The following is a 19844-nucleotide window of genomic DNA, read 5'->3' as shown; positions in this document are numbered from 1 at the left end:
GCCCCGAAACCCCCTGAGCACGGCGGTCTTTCCGTCACGATGGCGCCCGAAACGCCCTACGTGACGCAAGGGACCGCGCATGAGACTGACCGACATATCGCTTGACTGGCTGCTTCCGGGCGCCGTGCTGCTCGTGGGGGTCATGGCGGCGGTGACGGTGGTCGCGCGCGGCAAGCGCGCCGCTGGGAAGGCCGCGGCCGACGACAGCTGGGAACGCAGCGAGGAGCGCCGCAGGCGCAAGGAGGCGCTCTACGCCACCGCCTCCTACGTCCTGCTGTTCTGCTGTGCCGCGGTCGCCGCCGCGCTCTCCTTCCACGGGCTCGTCGGCTTCGGCCGGCAAAACCTCAGCCTCACCGGGGGCTGGGAGTACCTCGTACCCTTCGGCCTCGACGGTGCCGCGATGTTCTGTTCGGTGCTCGCGGTGCGCGAGGCCAGCCACGGAGACGCCGCCCTGGGTTCCAGGCTGCTGGTGTGGACCTTCGCCGGGGCCGCCGCCTGGTTCAACTGGGTGCACGCACCGCGCGGGATGGATCACGCGGGCGCCCCGCACTTCTTCGCAGGGATGTCGCTCTCGGCGGCCGTGCTGTTCGACCGCGCGCTGAAGCAGACGCGCCGAGCGGCGCTGCGCGAACAGGGCCTGGTGCCCCGCCCGTTGCCGCAGATCCGGATCGTCCGGTGGCTGCGTGCGCCCCGGGAGACCTTCGGTGCCTGGTCACTGATGCTCCTCGAGGGCGTACGCACCCTGGACGAGGCGGTGGACGAGGTACGCGAGGACCGCCGGGAGAAGGAACAGGACCGGCACCGCAGAAGGGACCAGGTGAAGCTGGACAGGGCCCGCATCAAGGCCCTGAACCGGCAGCACCGGGTCTGGGGGCGCGGCAGCCGGACCGGACGCCAGATCGACGTCCAGGCCATCGCCCCGGCATCAGGCGGCGGCCCACCGGCCGTCGCGGAGCCTGCCTTAACAGAGCAGGGACAACTGCCCTTGCGCCCCCGGCCATCCCTGCAAGCCGTGAGCGGATCGAATTCCAGGAGTACTTCGACACAGACCACCAGCGGTGATGCCACGACCGTCGACCTCACTGCCGAGGACGACACCCAGGCCCTGCCCCGGCTCGATTCGCTGGAGCAGAAACTGAAGGACCTGGAGCAGCAGTTCGGCTGAGCCTCAGGAGACACCTGCGTTCAGCTCGAACCAGACCACCTTACCCAGCGCCTGCGTCGTGACTCCCCAGGAGTCCGCCAGGCTCTGGACGAGGAGCAGTCCCCTGCCGTGCGTACCGTCGTCGGCGTTCGGTACGTACGGCGCGGGCTCCTGTCCGCTCACGAAGTCGCGTACCTCCACCCGCAGTCGTGCGGGTGCGGAGGTCACCGTGACCACGGCGCCGTTCCTCGTGTGGATGAGCGCGTTCGTCACCAGCTCGCTGAGCAGGAGCTCCGCCACCTCCGTCTCCTCCGGTCGCCTGCGATAGCGCAGAAACTCCCGCAGCGCGGCGCGTATCTCCCCCACTCCCGACAGATCGGTGTGCCCGAGTCTGCGGCGCAGCCGCATCGGCGGGCTCTTCTGTCGCTTCGTCATGTCCCCCGCACGCACGGTGAATCGGCCTCCCTGGATTCCGTTTCATGCCGTCATGTCTCGAACGCCTACACGGGATGCATGCCCCACTGCGCAGCACTCACGCGTCCCGAGGCGTCAACATATGAACGGGCCGCTCGCAACCCCGGGCGCACAACCAGCGCAAAACCTTTCCGTACCCGCAGTCAACTGCACAAATATTCACTCGTGTTGGCGTTGACGGATGGGGATCTACGCGCGTCATCATGGTGGGTATGCGAATCCCCCCACGGATCACCACGCTCGGCGGCATCGGCGCCCTCCTGTCCGTCCTCTTCGTCGGCGGGCCGGTCACCGCATCGGCCGCGACGATTCCCTCGGCCGCCGCAGTCGGCAGCATCTGCTACTCCGCACTGCCGTCCCAGGCCCATGACACGCTCGACCTCATCGAGGCGGGCGGCCCGTTCCCGTACGACCAGGACGGCACCGTCTTCCAGAACCGGGAAGCACTGCTCCCCGGCCAGAGCACCGGCTACTACCACGAGTACACGGTCATCACGCCCGGCTCCTCGGACCGCGGGGCCCGCCGGATCGTGACGGGCGAAGAGGTCGAGGAGGACTACTACACCGCGGACCATTACGAGTCCTTCGACCTGGTCGACCACGGCTGTTGACCCACCCCCGGTCCGGTCCGCGCCGTAGTCCCCCACCTGCGGCGCGGACCATCGGACCGGAGCCGGGAAAGAGCACGCTTGTACGCTCCACGCATGACCGTGACCTATGTGATCGACGGCTCCGGGATCACCGGCCTGGACAGCTTCTGGGATGCGATCGGCGAGGCGGTGAACGGCCCCGGCGGCTACTTCGGCCGCAGTCTCGACGCCTTCGCGGACTGCCTCGGCGGCGGTTTCGGCACCCCTGAGGACGGGCCCTTCGTCATCGAGTGGCGCGACCACGCCCACTCCGCCCGCGCCCTGGGCCACGAGGAGACCGCTCGCAGGCTGGACCGTCTGCTCCCCCGGGTGCACACCACCAACCGGGCGCGCGTCGAGCGGGAACTGGCCGAGGCCCGGGCGGGCCGCGGTCCGACACTCTTCGACCAGCTGGTCGAAATCATCGCGGAACGGACCGCGCCCGGGACGCTACGGCTGTTGTGAGCCCGCGCCGGCCCGTGCCCGGATGTGGTGCCGGCCGATGGGCAGCATCAGGGGCTTGCCGGATACCGGGTCCTCGATGATCCGGCTCTCGAGGCCGAACACCGTCTCAACCGTTTTCTCCGTCAGCACCTCGGCCGGGGGACCGGCGGCGTGGATCCGCCCCTCAGCGAGAGCGATGAGGTGATCCGCGTACCTGGCCGCCAGATTGAGGTCGTGCAGAACCATCACGACGGTCGTTCCCCGCGCCCGGTTCAGGTCGGTCAGCAGGTCGAGCACCTCGATCTGATGACTGGCGTCGAGGAACGTGGTGGGCTCGTCGAGCAGCAGCAGATCGGTCTGCTGCGCCAAGGCCATGGCGATCCAGACCCGTTGACGCTGGCCGCCGGACAGTTCGTCCACCGAGCGGTCGGCGAGCTCCGCCGTCTGTGTGGCCTCCAGGGCGGAGGCCACGGCGGCGTCGTCCTTCTCGCTCCACCGTGTGAAGACACCCTGGTGGGGGTGACGCCCTCGACCCACCAGGTCCAGCACCGTGATGCCCTCGGGCGCGATGGGCGACTGGGGCAACAGACCCAGCGTGCGCGCGAGTTCCTTGGCGGGCATGCGGTGCACCTGCCGGCCGTCCAGAAGCACCTGCCCTTCTCGGGGCGCCAGCAGCCGGGACATCGAGCGCAGCAGCGTCGACTTCCCGCAGGCGTTGGCCCCGACGATGACCGTGACCTTGCCGGGCGGCACCATCAGGTCGAGCGAGTCGACGACGACGCGATCGCCGTAGCCGAGCGTCAGCCGCTCGGCGGTGAGGGAGTGGGACGTGGTCATATCGAGCCTCCAGCCCGATGGGTGCGGACAATCAGGTAGATGAGGTACGGCGCGCCGAGCACCCCGGTGACGACGCCGACCGGGTAGCGGGTGTCGAAGGCGAACTGCCCCGCGAAGTCCGCGACGAGCACCAGGAGCGCACCGACCAGCCCGGCGGGCACCAGGAGGGAGCCCCCCGCGCCGACCAGCCGGGCCGCGATCGGACCGGACAGGAACGCCACGAAGGCGATGGGACCCGCGGCGGCCGTCGCGAAGGCGATCAGGCCGACGGCGGCGACGATGACCGTGATCCGGGTGCGTTCGACGCGGACCCCGAGCGCCGAGGCGGCGTCGTCACCGAGTTGCAGGGCGGACAGGTTGCGGCCCTGCGACAGCAGGACGGGAGCCAGCACGGCGAGCGCCACCAGGGCGGGCACCGTCTGTTCCCAGCCCGCCCCGTTCAGGCTGCCGGTCAGCCACCGCGTGGCCTCCTGGAGGTCCCACTCGGCGGCCCGCGACAGGATGTAGGAGGTGATGCTGTCGAGCATCGCGGAGATCCCGATGCCGATCAGGATGAGGCGTGTGCCGACGACCCCGTCGCGGAACGCAAGGGTGTACACCAGCAGAGCGACGACGAGAGCGGCGACGATCGCGATGACCGACACCTGCGTCTCGTCCAGCGACAGCGTCACGATCGCGACGGCGGCGGCCGCGCTCGCGCCCGAGCTGATGCCGATGACATCGGGGCTGGCGAGAGGGTTGCGCAGCATCGTCTGGAAGGTGACGCCGGCCATGCCGAAACTGAACCCGGCGACCACGGCGAGCACCGCGCGCGGCAGCCGCAGCCGCCCCACGGTGAACGACGCCCCGGGAACCTGTTCCCCGAGGACCACCCGGACCACGTCACGCGGAGGATAGAAGGTCTGTCCGGCCATCAGCGTCACGGCGAACGCGGCGACGACGAGCACGGCGAGGCCCAGGGCGATCAGACGCCGGCGTGAGGCGTTCCGGACCCGTCCGCGGGCGACCTCGCGAAGGACGGACGGCCGGGCGAGGACGGGGGCGCTCACAGGGCACGCACTTTCTGACGGCGGACGGTGTAGATGAAGAACGGGGCGCCGATCAGCGCCGTCACGATGCCCACGTCGACCTCCGAGGGCCGCGCCACGATCCGTCCGACGACGTCGGCGGCGGTCAGCAGCACGGCACCGGTCACCGCGGAGAACGGCAGCAGCCAGCGGTGGTCGACGCCGACCATCATCCGGCACGCGTGCGGGACGACGAGTCCGACGAAGCCGATCGGTCCGGCGGCCGCCGTCGCGGCACCGCACAGGACGACGGCTCCGACCGCCGCCGTGGCGCGGGCCACCCAGACCCGTTCCCCGAGCCCGGCGGCGAGTTCGTCGCCCAGGGCCAGCGAGTTCAGCGCCCGCGCGGACAGCAGGCAGATCAGGAAGCCGGCTCCCAGGAAGGGCAGGACATGACCGATGCGATCGTAGGACGCGCCGCCGACCCCGCCGATCTGCCAGAGCCGGAAGGAGCCCGAGATGTCATTACGGGGCAGGACGACCGCGGTGACCAGCGAGGCGAAGGCGGCGGAGGTGGCGGCGCCCGCGAGGGCGAGTTTGAGCGGGGTGGCACCGCCACGCCCCAGAGAGCCGACGGTGTAGACGAATACGGCCGAGAGTGCCGCTCCGGCCATGGCGACCCACACGTAGCCCGTCGGCGAGGTGAGCCCGAAGAACGCGACCCCCGTGACCACGGACAGCGACGCACCCATGTTGACGCCGAGGATGCCCGGATCGGCCAGGGGGTTGCGGGTCACGCCCTGCATCACGCCGCCGGCGAGGCCGAGCGCCGCACCGATCACCACGGCCAGCAGGGTGCGCGGGATCCGCTTGGTGACGGCCGCCTGTTCCAGGGTTCCGTCCGCTCCGCCGAGCGCGCTCCAGACATCGGACCAGGCGACAGTACGCGAGCCGACGGCGGCCGAGAGCACCGTCACCGCCGCCAGCACGAGCAGGGTGATCAGGAGCCACAGGAGCCGGACACGCGCCGGACGCCGCACGAGGGCCGCGTCCGGCAGCTGCCGGGTGTCGACCGTGGTCACTTGACCTTGTCCGCGGCCTTGGCGAGCTCGGCCACGTAGTCCTCCAGCACCCAGGAGATCGACAGCGGGGTGGGGTTCGCGGCGGTCGCCAGCGGGGCGCTGCCCGGCAGGAGATAGACCGAGCCGCGCTCGACGGCGGGGATCTTCGAGAGCAGCGGGTCCTTCTTCAGGGTCTCCAGCAGCTCACCCGTGTCGTCGCCGTAGCCGGTGATGATGTCGACGTCATCGAACGCGTCGATCTGCTCCGCGCTCTTGGTGAGCGAGAACTTCTTGTTGCCCTCGGACGCCTCGGCAATGCTGCCCGGAGTCTTGAGGCCGAGGTCCTCGAAGAACTGGGCGCGGGTGTCGTGGGCCGTGTAGAAGCCGATCTCGCTCACGTCGTTGGGGTCGAGGTGCGTCATGAACATCGCCGACTTCCCCGTCAGCTGGGGGAACTTGGCGACGGTCCTCCTGATGTCGCCTTCGACCTCGTCGATCAGCTTCTCGCCCTCGTCGGCGAGGCCGATCGCCTTGCTGTTCAACTGGATGATCTCGCGCCACGGAGTGGCCCACGCCGCTTCCGGGTACGCCACCACGGGGGCGATGTCGCTCAATGTGTCGTAGTCCTGCTGGGTCAGTCCGGAGTACGAGGCGAGGATGACGTCCGGCTTCGTGTCGGCCACGGCTTCGAAGTCGATGCCGTCGGTCTCGTCGAAGAGGACCGGAGTCCTGGCGTCCAGCTCCTTCAGCTTGTCCGAGACCCAGGGCAGGACGCCGTCGCCGTCGTCGTCGCCGAAGTTCGCGGCGGCCATGCCCACGGGCACGACGCCGAGAGCCAGCGGCACCTCGTGGTTGGCCCAGTTCACCGTGGCGACACGCTTGGGCTCGGTCGGGATCGTGGTCCTGCCCAGTGCGTGCTCGATCGTGACCGGGAACGCGCCCGAGCCGGCCTTGCCGCTCTCGTCCTTCTCGGAAGCGGACTCCCCGCCGCAGGCCGTGAGGCCCACCAGCAGGGCAGCCACGACGGCGACTGTGCGAAGGCGGTGTGGACGCATGGATCCGTACTCCAGTTCAGGGAGGGGCGCCGCCGGCCTCGCACGTCCGCGTCGCGCGGGATCGAACGTGGAGCGGTGCGCCGAAGACACACAAGCGACTTAGGTAAGGCTTGGCTTGCCCTTGACCTTATGAAAGACGCAAGAATGTCGCAATCACCCATTACAGACAGCCTTTGTAGCGATCGGGACAGCGACCGAAGAGGCGACGCCGGAATGTGACCGCTTCTGCGGCGGGCTCAGCGAGCTCTGAACGCTCCGGGGGTCAAGCCCGTCGTACGCCGGAAAGCCGCGCCGAAGGCACTCGCCGAGCGGTAGCCGACCTCTTCCGCGACGACCTCCACCTCCCAGCCCCGGGTGAGGAGCCCGACCGCGTGCTGCGCCCGGACCCCGGCCACCCAGCGCGCGAAACTGGTGCCGGTCTCGGCGTTGAAGGCGCGAGTGACGGTCCGGGCGCTCACGCCCAGCTCGGCAGCCCACTGGGACAGCGTCCGCTGATCACCGGGGTTCTCGCGCACGGCGTCGGCGATCGGGCGCAGCAGCGGGGACGTCGGGGCGTGGACCAGCAGTTTTCGGGAGGACGGAGTCAGCACGTCGAGCACCATCGCCTCTGTGGCCGCCCGGGACCCGGGCCCGAGGGCGGCGTCACCGAGCCGTTCCAGCAGCAGGCGGAGCAGCGGGGTGATCTCGACGGCCACGGGCACGTCGGAGAGGGACGGCGTGGTGGTACGGCCGAAGAAGGTCGCCCGGTACCACGTCCCCGCGACCGCCGAAGCGGAATGCATGGTGCCCGCAGGCATCCAGAGGCCCAGGGTCGGGGTGATCGTCCATGCCCGCGCGCCGACCACGGCCATGGACGCGCCCCGCTCGTTCCAGAGCAGTTCGTCCCAGGGGTGGGCGTGGGCGTTCCAACTGGTGTCGCGCGCGACGGTCTCTTCGTAGCCGTGGATGACGAACGTCGTCTGCACCGCACCGGCGTCCTGCTCCGGCACGGTGCGGGTCTCCCTGGTCATGAGGCGGCCCCCTGCCCGACGGCCGGCGCGGTCGAGCCGTCGCCGGTGGGATGGGGCAGTCGCATGACCTCACCATATCGAGACCGCGTGGATCCCGCCGCCCCCGCCTGTCCGGTCCCGGCACGGCAGCGCCCACCGCCGACCTCGCTCAGGGCCGAGGCACGTTACGGAGGTTGGAGCGGGCCATCTGGAGCATCCTGCCGACCCCGCCGTCCAGGACGATCTTGCTGGCGGAGAGTGCGAAGCCGGTGACCATGTCTGCGCTGATCTTCGGTGGGATGGAGAGGGCGTTCGGGTCGGTGACCACGTCGACGAGCGCGGGCCCCTTGTGCCTGAAGGCGTCCTTGAGCGCGCCCTCCAGCTGCTTGGGCTTCTCCACCCGCACCCCGTAGGCCCCCGCGGCGCGCGCGATCGCCGCGAAGTCGGGATTCTTGTTGGTCGTACCGAACGAAGGCAACCCCGCCACCAGCATCTCCAGCTCGACCATGCCGAGCGAGGAGTTGTTGAACAGGACGACCTTCACCGGCAGGTTGTACTGGACAAGCGTGAGGAAGTCGCCCATCAGCATGGTGAATCCGCCGTCGCCGGACATGGAGACGACCTGCCGGTTCCGGTCGGTGAACTGCGCGCCGATCGCCTGCGGCAGGGCGTTCGCCATCGAGCCGTGGCTGAACGAACCGATCACCCTGCGCTTGCCGTTGGGTGTGAGATAGCGGGCCGCCCACACATTGCACATACCGGTGTCGACGGTGAACACGGCGTCTTCGTCGGCGAGTTCATCGAGGACCGAGGCGACGTACTCGGGATGGATCGGGACGTGCTTGTCGACCTTGCGGGTGTACGCCTTGACCACACCCTCCAGCGCGTCGGCGTGCTTCTTCAGCATCCGGTCGAGGAAAGTGCGGTCGGTCTTGACCTTCACGCGCGGGGTCAGGGCACGCAGGGTCTCGCGCACGTCGCCCCAGACCGCCAGGTCGAGCTTGGACCGCCGGCCCAGGTGCTCGGGGCGCACGTCGACCTGGACGATCTTCACGTCGGTCGGCAGGAACGCGTTGTACGGGAAGTCGGTGCCCAGCAGGATCAGCAGGTCGCACTCGTTGGTGGCCTCGTAGGCGGCGCCGTAGCCGAGCAGCCCGCTCATGCCCACGTCGTACGGGTTGTCGTACTGGATCCATTCCTTGCCACGCAGCGCGTGCCCGACGGGGGCCTTCACCCGTTCGGCGAACTCCATGACCTCGGCGTGCGCGCCCGCTGTGCCGCTTCCGCAGAACAGCGTCACCCGTCCGGCCTTGTCGATCATTCGGCAGAGCTTGTCGATCTCCTCGTCACCGGGCTTCACGGAGGGACGCGAGGTGACCAGGGCGTGCTCGATCGACTTCTCGGGGGCTTGCTGGGAGGCGATGTCGCCGGGCATCGAGACGACGCTGACGCCGCCGCGGCCGATCGCGTGCTGGATGGCGGTCTGGAGCAGCCGCGGCATCTGCTGCGGGTTGGAGATCATCTCGTTGTAGTGGCTGCACTCCTGGAAGAGCAGCTCCGGATGGGTCTCCTGGAAGTAGCCGAGACCGATCTCGCTCGACGGGATGTGCGAGGCGAGGGCGAGCACCGGGGCCATGGAGCGGTGGGCGTCGTAGAGGCCGTTGATGAGGTGGAGGTTGCCCGGCCCGCACGACCCGGCGCAGGCGGCGAGGGTGCCGGTGATCTGGGCCTCTGCGCCGGCCGCGAACGCGGCGGTCTCCTCGTGCCTGACCTGGACCCACTCGATGGCCGCGTTACGCCGGATGGCGTCGACCACGGGGTTGAGGCTGTCACCGACGACGCCGTACAGCCGCTTGACCCCAGCCCGCACGAGGATGTCGACGAACTGTTCCGCCACTTTCTGCTTGGCCATGGGTGCGCACCCTCTCTGCCTCCGGCTGTCCGTGACTCCATCAACCCACGGCGTGCCCGGTTACGCCTCCCAGACCGCGGCGCTCGTACGGTCGGCGGCGTACCTCTTGGTCCTCAGCTGGGTGTCGGCCAGATAGGCGGGCAGACCGGGTGGGCCGTCCCCGGACCAGCGCCGCGCCAGCTCCTCGGCGAGCGCCGGCTCTCCGCGCATCGGTTCGGCCAGGCCGTCTCCGCAGAGCAGCAGCGTGTCCCCGGGCCGGGCGACGGAGGCGCGGAAGCGGAAGGGCTCCGCGGGCAGGGGTGGCGGACCGCCGGCGAACGAGGGCGGGGTGATCTGCGGATCCCTCGTCAGCCGGCCCCCGCCGGGGCCCTCTTCGCTCGCCGCGGCGCCGCCCGCGGGGAGCACGGGGTCGAGGTCCTGCCAGGCTCCTTCGCGGAGGCGGAAGAGGCCGCCCGGTCCGATGCCGAAGAAGACCCGGGTGCGGCACTCCGGGTCGGCGGACAGCAGCAGACAGCGCAGGCCCGCGCTGTACGCGGACGGTTCGAGGCCGAGTTCGGCGGCCCGGGCGCGCAGCTTGCCGTAGGTACGGTCGGTGAGGCGGTGCAGGCCCGACTTCAGGTCGCCCCTGCGCCCCGCCCTTATGTCGTCGGAGAGCCGGGCATGACTGCGGGCGACGGATCCGCCGATCCAACGGCACGCGTCGGCGGCGGGACGGGCCTGTCCCCCGCCCCGGGCGCCACCGGCCACCGCGACCAGGACCAGTGCACTGTCCCCGGTACCGAAGCGCGCGATGAGCAGGGCGTCGCGGCGGGGCTCACCGCGGGAGCGCGCCGAGTCCCCCCGCACGGACGCGGCCCGCAGCGTGTACGTCCCGTACCGGGCGCCGTCGAGGACCGTGTCGGGGACGAGGTCGTCGAGGTCCTCGGGGCCGGACGCGGGCAGCGCGGCGGGCTCGGTGTCGTAGGTGGGCGGCTCGGAAGGCGGGGACGCGGCCGGCGGCCGTGCGGCGAAGGTCTGCGGACGGGACGGCCCGGCAGGGGCCTCCCAGGGGCGCCCGACCGCGACGGTGCGCGGAAGCGTCGGCTCCGGCGCGGCGGGCGGTGGCTTCGGCGCGGGGAGCGTCGGCGGCTCCGGCTTCGAATCCGCCCCTGGTGAGCGCGGGTCGGGCAGCGGCACCACCGTGACCGGGTGGTCCACGTGGTCCGCCTGGGCCGTCTCCGCACCGCCCACGGCATCCGACGCCGAGGCGAAGCGGTCGTCGAGACTGTCGGCCGCGCTGCTCGGCCCGGTGTCCGGCGCGGTCTCGTCGTACAGCCTGCGCCACCACTCGTCCTCGTGGGCGGCGGGCTTCTCCCCCTGCTGGCTCATGCCCATATTGTCGACCGCTCGGAGCGTACGAAAACGGCTCATCCGGAAATGTGGCCCGGACGTGGTTCCGGCGTGGAGGCCCGCCGGCCATCCCCACCGCCCGTGGGGCGGTCGTTGCTGCGGTGGCGCCGGATTGTCAGCAAGACGGGTGCTACGGGGCATGATGGGCCCGGCGGGTTTACGCCGTGGCCGTTTTCCGCCACGGCACACCCCGTCCGATGAGCGCGGGAACGCGCGAGCACGGATCCGGGGAGGGCCGAGGATGCTGTCAGCGATAGGTCTCGACGAGAGACAGGAAGCTGCCTACCGGGCGCTGGTCGCGGCGGGAGCCGCGGAGCTTCCCGCTCTCGCGCGCCGGCTGGCGATGCCGGAGGCGGAGACCGAGCGCGCGCTGCGCCTCCTGGAACAGCAAGGCCTCGTGGCCCGGTCGTCGTCGCGGGCGGACCGCTGGGTCGCCGCGCCGCCCGGGGTCGCGCTGGGCGCCCTGCTGACCCGACAACGTCATGAGCTCGAGCAGGCGGAGCTGGCGTCCGCCCTCCTCACCGAGGAGTACCGGGCGGAGGCGGCCGAACCCGCGGTGCACGACCTGGTGGAGGTGGTGACGGGCGCGAGCGCGGTGGCCCACCGGTTCCATCAGCTGCGGCTGGGCGCCGTGTCCGAGGTCTGCGCACTGGTCACGGGGAAGCCGATCGCGGTGACCGGGATGGAGAACGAGTCCGAGGAACGGGCGACGACGCGGGGCGTCTCCTACCGCGTGGTCGTCGAGCGGGACGTGCTCTCACTGCCGTCCGGGATCGTGGAGCTGTCGGCGGCGCTGGGCCGCGACGAGCAGTGCCGGGTGGTGGACCGGGTGCCGACGAAGCTGGTGCTCGCCGACGCCGCGCTGGCCATGGTGCCGCTGACCGGCCGGGGGGCCGAACCGGCCGCGCTGGTGATTCACGCCAGCGGGCTGCTGGAGTCGCTGACGGGCCTCTTCGAGGCGGTGTGGCGCGACGCGATGCCGTTGCGGCTCGGCGGGGGCGGGATCAGCGAGCAGAACGGTCCGGGTGCGGATCCGACCGACCTGGAGATCCTCTCGCTGCTGCTGGCCGGTCTGACGGACACGAGCGTGGCGAAGCAACTGGACCTGGGTCTGCGGACGGTGCAGCGGAGGGTGAAAGGTCTCATGGAGCTCACCGGGGTCTCCACCCGGCTGCAGCTCGGCTGGCACGCGTACGAACGTGGCTGGGTGGCCCGCGCCCCGCGCTGACCTCCCCGGCCTGCGGCTTCGGCCGCTCGCGGAGACCTGTTGACGCGCGGTACCCGACGTCCTCCGGCACGCTGGTCCAATGAGTGTGTGGCAGCTCGTTGCCGTCGGGGCGGTGATGCTGCTCGGCCTGGTCGGCGTACTGGTGCCGGGCGTGCCCGGTCAGGCGATCATCTGGGCCGCGGTGCTGTGGTGGGCGCTGACGGACCCGGCTCCGGTCGCCTGGGGCGTGCTGATCGCCGCGACCTGCCTGTTGCTGCTGAACCAGGCGCTGAAGGCGCTGCTGCCCTCGCGGCGCCCGCACGAGACGGGGGCACCGCGCAGGACGCTGATGGCCGGCGGAATCGCGGCCATCGCCGGCTTCTTCGTGATCCCGGTGGTGGGCGGGGTCCTGGGATACGTCGGCGCGGTCTACGGCGTTGAGCGCCTGCGCCTCGGCAGCCGGGCGGCGGGCTGGACGTCGCTCAGGTCCGTGATGCGCGCGACGGGGTACTCGGTGCTCCTGGAGCTGTTCTGCTGTCTTCTGGCCGTGGGGGCATGGCTGGGTGCCGTCATCTGGGGCTGATGACCGGGGAGGCCCGGGCGACGACAGCCGTCGCCCGGACCTCCTGGGCCGTTCCCGCTAACGCGTCCTGCCCCGCTTCATCGCCATGGCCGCCCGGCCCTCCGAGCTCCTGCGCTTCCATTCGCGCAGGGTCTCGGTGCGCAGCCGGGCATCCGTCTTCGCCGCGATGCGGTGGTTCTCCCGGAGCAGCTTGCGGTAGCTGTCGAGACGCCGCTCGGGCAGCGCCCCGTCCTCGATCGCGCCGAGCACGGCGCAGCCTGGCTCGACCTCGTGGGCGCAGTCATGGAAACGGCACTGCCGAGCCAGGTCCTCGATCTCCGGGAAGACCTGGCCGACGCCGGTCTCCGCATCCCAGAGACCGACACCCCGCAGCCCGGGGGTGTCGATCAGGACACCGCCCGTCGGCAACACGAGGAGGTTGCGCGTGGTGGTGGTGTGACGGCCCTTGCCGTCCACTTCCCGCGCCGCCCGCACGTGCATCACTTCCTCGCCGAGCAGGGCGTTGGCGAGCGTCGACTTACCGGCGCCGGAGGTCCCGAGCAGCACGCTCGTACCGCCGGCGACGACGGCGCCGAACACATCGACACCCTCCCCCGTGGCGGAGCTGACAGGGAGCACCTGCACCCCGGGGGCGAGGCCCTCGACGTCCGCGACGAGATGGGACAGTGTGGTGGCATCCGGCACCAGGTCGGCCTTGGTGAGCAGCACGAGCGGGTGCACCTCGTGTGTCCCGTACGCGACAGAGCTGGGACCGTCGTCGAGCAGAGCGGCGCCGGCAGTGCTGGACATGGCCAGCGCCAGGAACCGTTCCAGCCGTCCGAGGTCCAGCTCGACCGCGAGCGAGACACAGATGACGATGTGATCGATGTTGGTGGCGAGCACCTGCCCTTCGGAGCGCTGCGACGACGTCGAGCGCACGAAGGCGGTGCGGCGGGGCAGGAGGGTGCGGACGAACCGCGGGTCGCCGTCGCGGTCGACGGCCACCCAGTCTCCGGTGCAGACGATCCGCATCGGGTCACGGGGCACCACGAACGCGGTGTCCGCCCTGCGGGTGCCGTCCGGAGTGACCACGTCGCACTGACCGCGGTCCACCCGCACCACGCGTCCCGGCAGGAGTCCCTGCCCGGCGTACGGAGCGAACGTGTCGGCCCATGCGTCGTCCCAGCCGTAAGGGGCCAGAGGGTGCGACGGGGTGGAAGCCTGAGGAATGGAGGAAAACAAGGGAAACCCTTCACAAGGGCGGCCCCGGCGCCGCGCTCTTCAGGCGCGGAGGGAAAAGGTCAAGGTCAGCCGGCGGCCACAGGGGTGGGAACGATGCTCTTCGGGTCGTGGGCAGCGCCCACCGCAACGACAGTCATCAATGTCCTCACCTCCTGCTTCCTCTGACTCGGCACACCCTAGCGAGAGGTGACCGGGCGGCGTCAACGGCTTTTTTTCCTGCCTACTCGGTCAGCTCCCGCTGCCCATGCCTTCGGCGGAGGTCCGGGCACCGGGAACCAAGATATTTCCGTGGCGCGGGTCGGACACAGTGGGCGAGGTCGACGTCAGTTCCTTGCGCCTCGCAGCCTCCGCGGCCTCCGCGGCCTCTCGCCATTCGGCGAGCAGACGATCGTAGACAGGTGTATCGGAGTCGGTGCGCCACGACGGTCGGCGGCTTTCGTGCTGATCCATGAAAGTGCCCTACCCGAGGTACCGCGAAACGTAGCCCCTGTTGGGTCAACCGGCTCAACGCGCACTCGGCCGATTGGCCGAAGGCCGTTCCGCGACACAGGCGTTGACGACGACCGATCCGCAACACCAGCTCCCCGGCGCGGTGCAGGCGCGTGCGGGCCGCTTCGGCCCCGGACGCAGCCGATATCACCGACACGCCCACTAAGGATGGATCGTCACGAAGGGGGGTGCGATGGGAGGATCGTGAGATTCAACCTCAAACTCATCCCACTCCCTTGGGGGCCCCATGCGTTCCGACATCAGTACCGCACAGGACACACCAGTGCCGGGCCCCATCCACGGCGGCAAGTCACCGGCCCCCGTAAGGGTGGAGGAACGCGCGCTCACCTTCGAGGGGTTCGCCTACCACTGCCGCATCGTCCACCAGGAGCACCCGCGGGCCGAACCGCTGCTCCTCCTGGGCGGTTCCTCGCAGAACCGATACGCGTGGTCGCGGCACGAGAAGTGGCTGGCCGACTACTGCACCACGGTCACTGTGGACCTCCCCGGCTACGGAACAGCGGATTTCCTCCCCGCCTGGCACGGCATCGACTTCCTCGCGGCCAATGTGCGGCACATGCTCGGCGAGTTGGGCATGCCGCGGGTAAACCTCGTCGGCAGTTGCTTCGGCGGGGCCATCGCCACGCGTTTCGCCCAGCAGTACCCCGAGCACGTGGTCAAGCTGGGACTGGTCGGGATGACCCGGGTGATCCCGGACGACTACGCCGCCGCGGTGCCGCGCTGGACGCGGATGCTGGAACGCGGAGACCGAGCCGGGATCGCCGGTGAACTGGTCGAGCGGTTCATGTCGCCTGCCGGAACCGGTGTCGTACGCAAACACGCGGTCGTCTCCCGGCTGCTCCTGCGGCAGTTCATGGCCCAATCGCCCGACGAACTCCGGATGTCGGTGGAGCACAATGCGCGCCTGATGAGCCACGACTGGTTCCGGGACGAGCCGCTGCCCTCCGTGCCGTCCCTGGTGTGCACCGGCGAGTACGACACACTCTGCACTCCCACCATGGGGCGCGCTGTCGCCGCCTCGCTGCCCAGCGCGAACTTCACCACCATCAGGGAGGCCGACCACCTGGCCCCGGTGGAAAGAATGGAGGAGTTCTCCGACCTGATCATCAGGTTCTGCACCCACCAGCCTCTGACCGGGCTGCCGTACTGCAACGCGATCGAAACACTGGGCACGGCGGTACGGCGCCCCGTCGTACCCGCACCGGCCCCTGCAGACCAGGCGGCCGCCCTGTGAGGGCCCGCTGAGCACGTATGCACAGACGGATGGCCGAGACCCGGTTCGCTCGGGTCTCGGCCATCCGTCTGTGCATACGTGCCGGGCCTCAAGCCCGGGGCCCGTAACAGGACCATCCGGGGTGGGGCCCGGCTGTCGGGCTCAGCGCCCGACGGTGGGGGCGACGAAGCCCTCCGGCGCGGGCGCCGAGTTGGAGCAGCTCACGGTCGGGCCGACCTCCGTCGTCCCGCCCTGCCCCACGCTGACCTCGGGCTGGTAAACCGTCTCCCGGCTGACCGTCGTGCAATCCTGCTTCTGCGAGAGGTGGTAGGTACCGTCCTCGCTGGTGTAGGAGGTCTCGCTCTTCTGGACGCAGACGAGGTTGCCGTACGCGTCCGTGGAACAGTCGCCCTGGGGCGGTCCGGCGTACGCCTGGGTGACCCCCAGCCCCGTCAGGGCGAGGCCGCCCATGAGCATCGAGGCGACCGCGATCTTCTTCCGACCGAACATATGCTGTGTTCCTCCACGATAAGAAAACGGGTCCCGCTGCCGGGCGCATGGCTCGGAAACCGGGACCCGCTCTCAGGTACTTACTCGACTACCGGGTGCTCAGAACGCGGTGTTGTCGCAGCCCTGGTTCGAACCCTGCTCGGTGGCCTGGGCACCGGGGTTGCCCTCGCCACCGAGGAGGTTGCCACCCAGGCCGTTGAGGACGCCGACGTTGCCGAGGACATCGACGTTCAGGTCGTGCGAGACACAGGACGCCGACTGCTGAACGTTGACCTCCGGGCCGTCGTGGCCGCCGGCGGCCGCGGTGCCGGCACCGAGGAAGCCGACGCTCCCGAGCATCGCGACGACGACGGCGGCCTTCTGAAGCTTGCGCATTTCTCTTCTCCGATTTTCCCAAGGGGCACGCTCCGTAGTGGTGCGTGCACTCACAGTGTCGAACTTACGGCAGTGCGCTCTCCGGCGCCAAACGACGTGCCGGGAAACAAGGCGATGACCACCGTTCGGCCGAACGCGGGCCGCCCGGCGCGCCGTGATGCCACAGCCGGCACAACGAGACGGCGGGCCGCCCCCCGAGGGACAGCCCGCCGCCATTTTTTGATCTACGGTCGGCTACCGACCGCCACTCAGAACGCGGAGTTGTTGCAGCCCTGCGTCGAACCCTGGCTGGTGCTCTGGGCGCCCGGGTTGCCCTCGCCGTTCAGCGCGTTGCCGAGCACACCGTTCAGGAGGCCGACGTTGCCGAGGACGTCGATGTTGAGGTCGTGCGACTTGCAGGAGGTGCTCTGCGTCACGTCGAAGCTCGGACCCTCGCCCGCGGAGGCGGTACCGGCACCGATGAAGCCGATGCTTCCGAGCATCGCCGCCACGACAGCAGCCTTCTGAAGCTTGCGCATTTCGTTCTCCGTTTGACTAGTAAAACACGGTCCCTGTTGGCCGTGTTCTTACAGTTACGAGATGTTAGAGGAGAATGTCCGGCACATCACCACGACTCGCTGGGGAGCAATGAAGAACCGTGGACGACCGCTCGGCACATAAAACCGGCTCTTCCTTGGGGGACAGGGTTTTCGCGGGATCAGGGGGCGCCCGGCACGCTCGGGGATTCCACCCGTTCGGGCCATGCCGCGAGGCGTGTCGGCAGCAGCTCCATCAGGGGGCATGCATATCTCCACAACACAAAGAAACCGCCGCCACCGGGGGAGGAACCCGGCGGCGGCGGCGCATTTGGCACGAGGTCGGCTCAGCGGCCTCTCCCGCCCCTGCCGCAGTTCGCAGTGTGGGCATTTTCTGGAGTCACCCAGACAGCCGATATTACTATCGGCATACGCCCATCATAAGAAAAGTGGCAGGGAGTAATCCTGATCTGCGGCCGAACGCGGCGTGCAGTCAACCGCTACGCACATGAGCGGCATTTCGGCTGTGACAGCGACGCCTGGAATCCAGCGCGCGACTACAAGCAAGCACCCGGCGGAAGCGATCCGCCCGAGTACGCCCTAGTCCTGAGTGAGGGCCAGCTCCTCCACGGGCGCCTCGACGCCGGCCTGCACCCCTACCGGAGCCTGCTCCTGCAGCGGCGTCTGCACGACGCCCTGCGCCTCGACGGGCATGGACAGCGACCCCTGCTCGCGGACCGGAGCCTGGGCCGGACCGTCGGCCGGAGCCTGCGCCGGACCCTCGGCCGGAGCCTGGACCGGACCGTCGGCCGGCCCCTCGGCGGGAGCCTGGGCCGGAGCCTGGGCCGGAGCCTGGGCCGGACCGTCGGCCGGACCCTCGGCGGGAGCCTGGGCCGGACCCTGGGCCGGACCCTGGGCCGGAGCCTGGGCCGGAGCCTGGGCCGGAGCCTGGGCCGGAGCCTCGGCGGGAGCCACGGCCGGAGCCGCAGCCTGGGCCGGAGCCACAGCCGGAGCCGCAGCCTGGGCCGGAGCCACAGCCGGAGCCGCAGCCTGGGCCGGAGCCACAGCCGGAGCCGCAGCCTGGGCCGGAGCCACAGCTGGCGCCGCAGCCGGCGCCTGGGCCGGAGCCACGGCCGGAGCCGCGGCCGGAGCGACGTCGGCGTCAATGACCGTCGTGTTCGTGTTCGCCTGGGTGTTCCACTCGTAGTTCGTGGAGCAGTCCATCTTGTTGCTGGAGGTCGATGCGATCGGGATGTGCAGGGCTTCCAGGCTGAAGCAGGACAGGATTTGACCGTTGTTCTCGAACTTGGGGCCGTCATCGGCCTTGGCCGAAGCCGCCCCGATCGCCAGCAGTGCCACGGCTGACAGGGACACAGCGGCAGTTCGCTTTCCGAACACGGAGATGCCTTTCGTTTGTGTGCGTTGAAGCCTTCACGAATGGGCTGGTGGGGCAAATCTTCGCGACTGTACAACAGTCCGGCTTCACCCCTCACGTACCACAACAATGAACGAGGTGGATGCGGAGGAGTAATGCCGCTGAAGGGGTGATAGGCGGCGGCGAGGCTCCGGCCGCACTCAACTGCAGAGGGGCGCGGCCGACCCCGTCGCGGGGGGGGCCGCCCAGGCAACTAGAACGCGTACACGTAACCCGTACGGAGGATTCCAAACTTTGTGACGCCTTCCAAGTTTCCCCGGCGCGGTCCGCTCGTTATGACTGTCGTCCAGCGCGCTTGAGATGACGGTCCGCCGAGGTCATGACCTCACACGCAACGGCACCACTCGTCCCATACAGGCGTCACTTGCGGGTGCACCACCCGCGCGGAAATGTTGAGGAAGGCCCATTCAATGCGTCAAGTGTTGAACAAAAGCATGATCGTCATGGCAGCGGCGTCCGGCATCCTGACCGCCGTCGGCGGATATGCCCACGCCGACGCCTCGGCCGAGGGTGCCGCCGTCAATTCGCCGGGCGTCGGCTCGGGCAACGTCGCCCAGGTACCGGTGCACGTCCCGGTCAACGCCTGTGGCAACACCGTCAACGCGGCCGCCCTGCTGAATCCCTCATTCGGCAACGAATGCGCGAACATCGGCTCCGACAAGGGCCACCCTCACGGCGAGGAAGCCGAGCAGAGCGACCGTCACGGCGAGGATCGCGGCATGCACAGCGACCACGCTTACGACAGCGGGACCGAGGAAGCTTCCGGCGAGAGCGACCGCGGTCACGCCGGTCCGAGCTCCGACGCTTACGGCGACGACGCCTACCAGGGATACGGCGGAGCGAGCGCCGACGGCGTGGCCGCCGGCTCCCCCGGCGTGCTTTCCGGCAACGTGATCCAGGCCCCCGTGCACATCCCGGTCAACGCCTGCGGCAACAGCGTCAATCTAATCGGACTCCTCAACGCGGCCGCCGACAACGAATGCCTCAACGAGAGCGGCCCCGCGCAGCCGCCCGTCGACGAGCCGCAGGCCGACGAGCCGAAGGATGACGAGCCGAAGGTCGACGAGCCCCCGACCGCCGCCCAGCCGCCCTCGGCCGACGAGCCTTCCGTCAGTGCTCCCGCACCGAACGCCCCGGTCGCGCAGCTGGCGCACACCGGTGCAGGTGACATGGGTCTGGCCGCCGGTGGGGCCGCAGCGCTGCTCCTGGGCGGTGCGGTGCTGATGCGCCGCACCCGCGGTGCGCGCAACTAGGTTCGCCATCGCACGAAGGGCCGCCCGGCGGCCAGACCCATGTCACCTGCACCGGTGTGCGCCAGCTGCGCGACCGGGGCG

Annotated in this window: 20 protein-coding genes; 7 read left to right on the top strand and 13 right to left on the bottom strand. The window is 70.0% G+C overall.

The window, feature by feature from the left end; all coding sequences use genetic code 11:
* Window positions 1-79: 79 nt before the first annotated feature.
* Complete coding sequence (locus ACWD04_RS30110; RefSeq protein WP_451136907.1) at window positions 80-1165, top strand: DUF2637 domain-containing protein; 1086 nt, start codon at window positions 80-82, stop codon at window positions 1163-1165.
* A 3-nt stretch (window positions 1166-1168) separates the two neighbouring features.
* Here the strand turns inward: ACWD04_RS30110 and ACWD04_RS30105 are convergent, their stop codons facing one another.
* Window positions 1169-1579 carry an ATP-binding protein gene (locus ACWD04_RS30105; RefSeq protein ID WP_451136906.1) on the bottom strand — a complete coding sequence of 137 codons (411 nt, stop codon included), beginning with the start codon at window positions 1577-1579 and terminating at the stop codon, window positions 1169-1171.
* Window positions 1580-1830: 251 nt separating this feature from the next.
* On the opposite strand from ACWD04_RS30105, the gene ACWD04_RS30100 reads away from it, so the two are divergent.
* Both ACWD04_RS30100 and ACWD04_RS30095 read left to right on the top strand, forming a co-directional pair.
* Complete coding sequence (locus ACWD04_RS30100) at window positions 1831-2229, top strand: ribonuclease domain-containing protein (protein ID WP_451136905.1); 399 nt, start codon at window positions 1831-1833, stop codon at window positions 2227-2229.
* A gap of 93 nt (window positions 2230-2322) precedes the next feature.
* Window positions 2323-2712, top strand: coding sequence for a barstar family protein (locus ACWD04_RS30095; protein WP_451136904.1), 390 nt, complete (start codon window positions 2323-2325; stop codon window positions 2710-2712).
* Here the strand turns inward: ACWD04_RS30095 and ACWD04_RS30090 are convergent.
* From ACWD04_RS30090 to ACWD04_RS30060, 7 genes are all read right to left on the bottom strand, one after another.
* On the bottom strand, window positions 2698-3528 hold the full coding sequence (locus ACWD04_RS30090; RefSeq protein ID WP_451136903.1) for an ABC transporter ATP-binding protein: 831 nt from the start codon (window positions 3526-3528) through the stop codon (window positions 2698-2700). The two genes, ACWD04_RS30095 and ACWD04_RS30090, sit on opposite strands and share 15 nt — an antisense overlap.
* Entirely contained in the window at window positions 3525-4577 is a 1053-nt protein-coding gene (locus tag ACWD04_RS30085) for a FecCD family ABC transporter permease (protein ID WP_451136902.1), read from the bottom strand. The genes ACWD04_RS30090 and ACWD04_RS30085 overlap by 4 nt, the downstream gene beginning before the upstream one ends.
* Complete coding sequence (locus ACWD04_RS30080) at window positions 4574-5617, bottom strand: FecCD family ABC transporter permease (protein ID WP_451136901.1); 1044 nt, start codon at window positions 5615-5617, stop codon at window positions 4574-4576. Before ACWD04_RS30080 ends, ACWD04_RS30085 begins: the two co-directional genes overlap by 4 nt.
* Complete coding sequence (locus ACWD04_RS30075; protein WP_451136900.1) at window positions 5614-6651, bottom strand: iron-siderophore ABC transporter substrate-binding protein; 1038 nt, start codon at window positions 6649-6651, stop codon at window positions 5614-5616. The genes ACWD04_RS30080 and ACWD04_RS30075 overlap by 4 nt, the downstream gene beginning before the upstream one ends.
* Before the next feature lie 236 nt (window positions 6652-6887).
* Entirely contained in the window at window positions 6888-7661 is a 774-nt protein-coding gene (locus ACWD04_RS30070) for a helix-turn-helix domain-containing protein (RefSeq protein WP_451136899.1), read from the bottom strand.
* Window positions 7662-7809: 148 nt separating this feature from the next.
* Window positions 7810-9552 carry a pyruvate dehydrogenase gene (locus ACWD04_RS30065; RefSeq protein WP_451136898.1) on the bottom strand — a complete coding sequence of 581 codons (1743 nt, stop codon included), beginning with the start codon at window positions 9550-9552 and terminating at the stop codon, window positions 7810-7812.
* A gap of 60 nt (window positions 9553-9612) precedes the next feature.
* Entirely contained in the window at window positions 9613-10920 is a 1308-nt protein-coding gene (locus ACWD04_RS30060) for a protein phosphatase 2C domain-containing protein (protein WP_451136897.1), read from the bottom strand.
* Between the two features lie 262 nt (window positions 10921-11182).
* On the opposite strand from ACWD04_RS30060, the gene ACWD04_RS30055 reads away from it, so the two are divergent.
* Together ACWD04_RS30055 and ACWD04_RS30050 are read left to right on the top strand one after the other, a co-directional pair.
* Window positions 11183-12169: a helix-turn-helix domain-containing protein gene (locus ACWD04_RS30055; protein ID WP_451136896.1), complete on the top strand. Its 987-nt coding sequence runs from the start codon at window positions 11183-11185 to the stop codon at window positions 12167-12169.
* Window positions 12170-12248: 79 nt separating this feature from the next.
* Window positions 12249-12731, top strand: coding sequence for a DUF456 domain-containing protein (locus tag ACWD04_RS30050; protein ID WP_451136895.1), 483 nt, complete (start codon window positions 12249-12251; stop codon window positions 12729-12731).
* Window positions 12732-12788: 57 nt separating this feature from the next.
* On the opposite strand, the gene rsgA is transcribed toward ACWD04_RS30050, so the two are convergent.
* Window positions 12789-13952, bottom strand: coding sequence for a ribosome small subunit-dependent GTPase A (gene rsgA / locus ACWD04_RS30045; protein WP_451136894.1), 1164 nt, complete (start codon window positions 13950-13952; stop codon window positions 12789-12791).
* A 772-nt stretch (window positions 13953-14724) separates the two neighbouring features.
* Here rsgA and ACWD04_RS30040 point away from each other — a divergent pair.
* The gene (locus ACWD04_RS30040; RefSeq protein WP_451136893.1) at window positions 14725-15696 is read left to right on the top strand and encodes an alpha/beta fold hydrolase; all 972 of its coding nucleotides are present in this window, start codon (window positions 14725-14727) and stop codon (window positions 15694-15696) included.
* Window positions 15697-15837: 141 nt separating this feature from the next.
* Here the strand turns inward: ACWD04_RS30040 and ACWD04_RS30035 are convergent, their stop codons facing one another.
* The 4 genes from ACWD04_RS30035 to ACWD04_RS30020 all read right to left on the bottom strand — a co-directional run bounded on the left by ACWD04_RS30035 (window position 15838) and on the right by ACWD04_RS30020 (window position 18449).
* Window positions 15838-16185 (bottom strand): hypothetical protein, encoded by a 348-nt coding sequence (locus ACWD04_RS30035; protein WP_451136892.1) that lies wholly within the window; start codon window positions 16183-16185, stop codon window positions 15838-15840.
* A 99-nt stretch (window positions 16186-16284) separates the two neighbouring features.
* Complete coding sequence (locus ACWD04_RS30030; RefSeq protein ID WP_451136891.1) at window positions 16285-16560, bottom strand: hypothetical protein; 276 nt, start codon at window positions 16558-16560, stop codon at window positions 16285-16287.
* A 248-nt stretch (window positions 16561-16808) separates the two neighbouring features.
* The gene (locus ACWD04_RS30025; protein WP_451136890.1) at window positions 16809-17078 is read right to left on the bottom strand and encodes a hypothetical protein; all 270 of its coding nucleotides are present in this window, start codon (window positions 17076-17078) and stop codon (window positions 16809-16811) included.
* A 597-nt stretch (window positions 17079-17675) separates the two neighbouring features.
* Window positions 17676-18449, bottom strand: a complete 774-nt coding sequence (locus tag ACWD04_RS30020) for a hypothetical protein (RefSeq protein ID WP_451136889.1) — start codon at window positions 18447-18449, stop codon at window positions 17676-17678.
* Window positions 18450-18920: 471 nt separating this feature from the next.
* Between ACWD04_RS30020 and ACWD04_RS30015 the strand changes: the two genes are divergently transcribed.
* Window positions 18921-19763: a chaplin family protein gene (locus ACWD04_RS30015; RefSeq protein WP_451136888.1), complete on the top strand. Its 843-nt coding sequence runs from the start codon at window positions 18921-18923 to the stop codon at window positions 19761-19763.
* Window positions 19764-19844 lie beyond the last annotated feature (81 nt).

Source organism: Streptomyces sp. NPDC002911, from assembly GCF_053591835.1.
The sequence above is the reverse complement of the archived record's forward strand: the minus strand, read 5'-3'. Positions and strand labels throughout refer to the sequence as shown.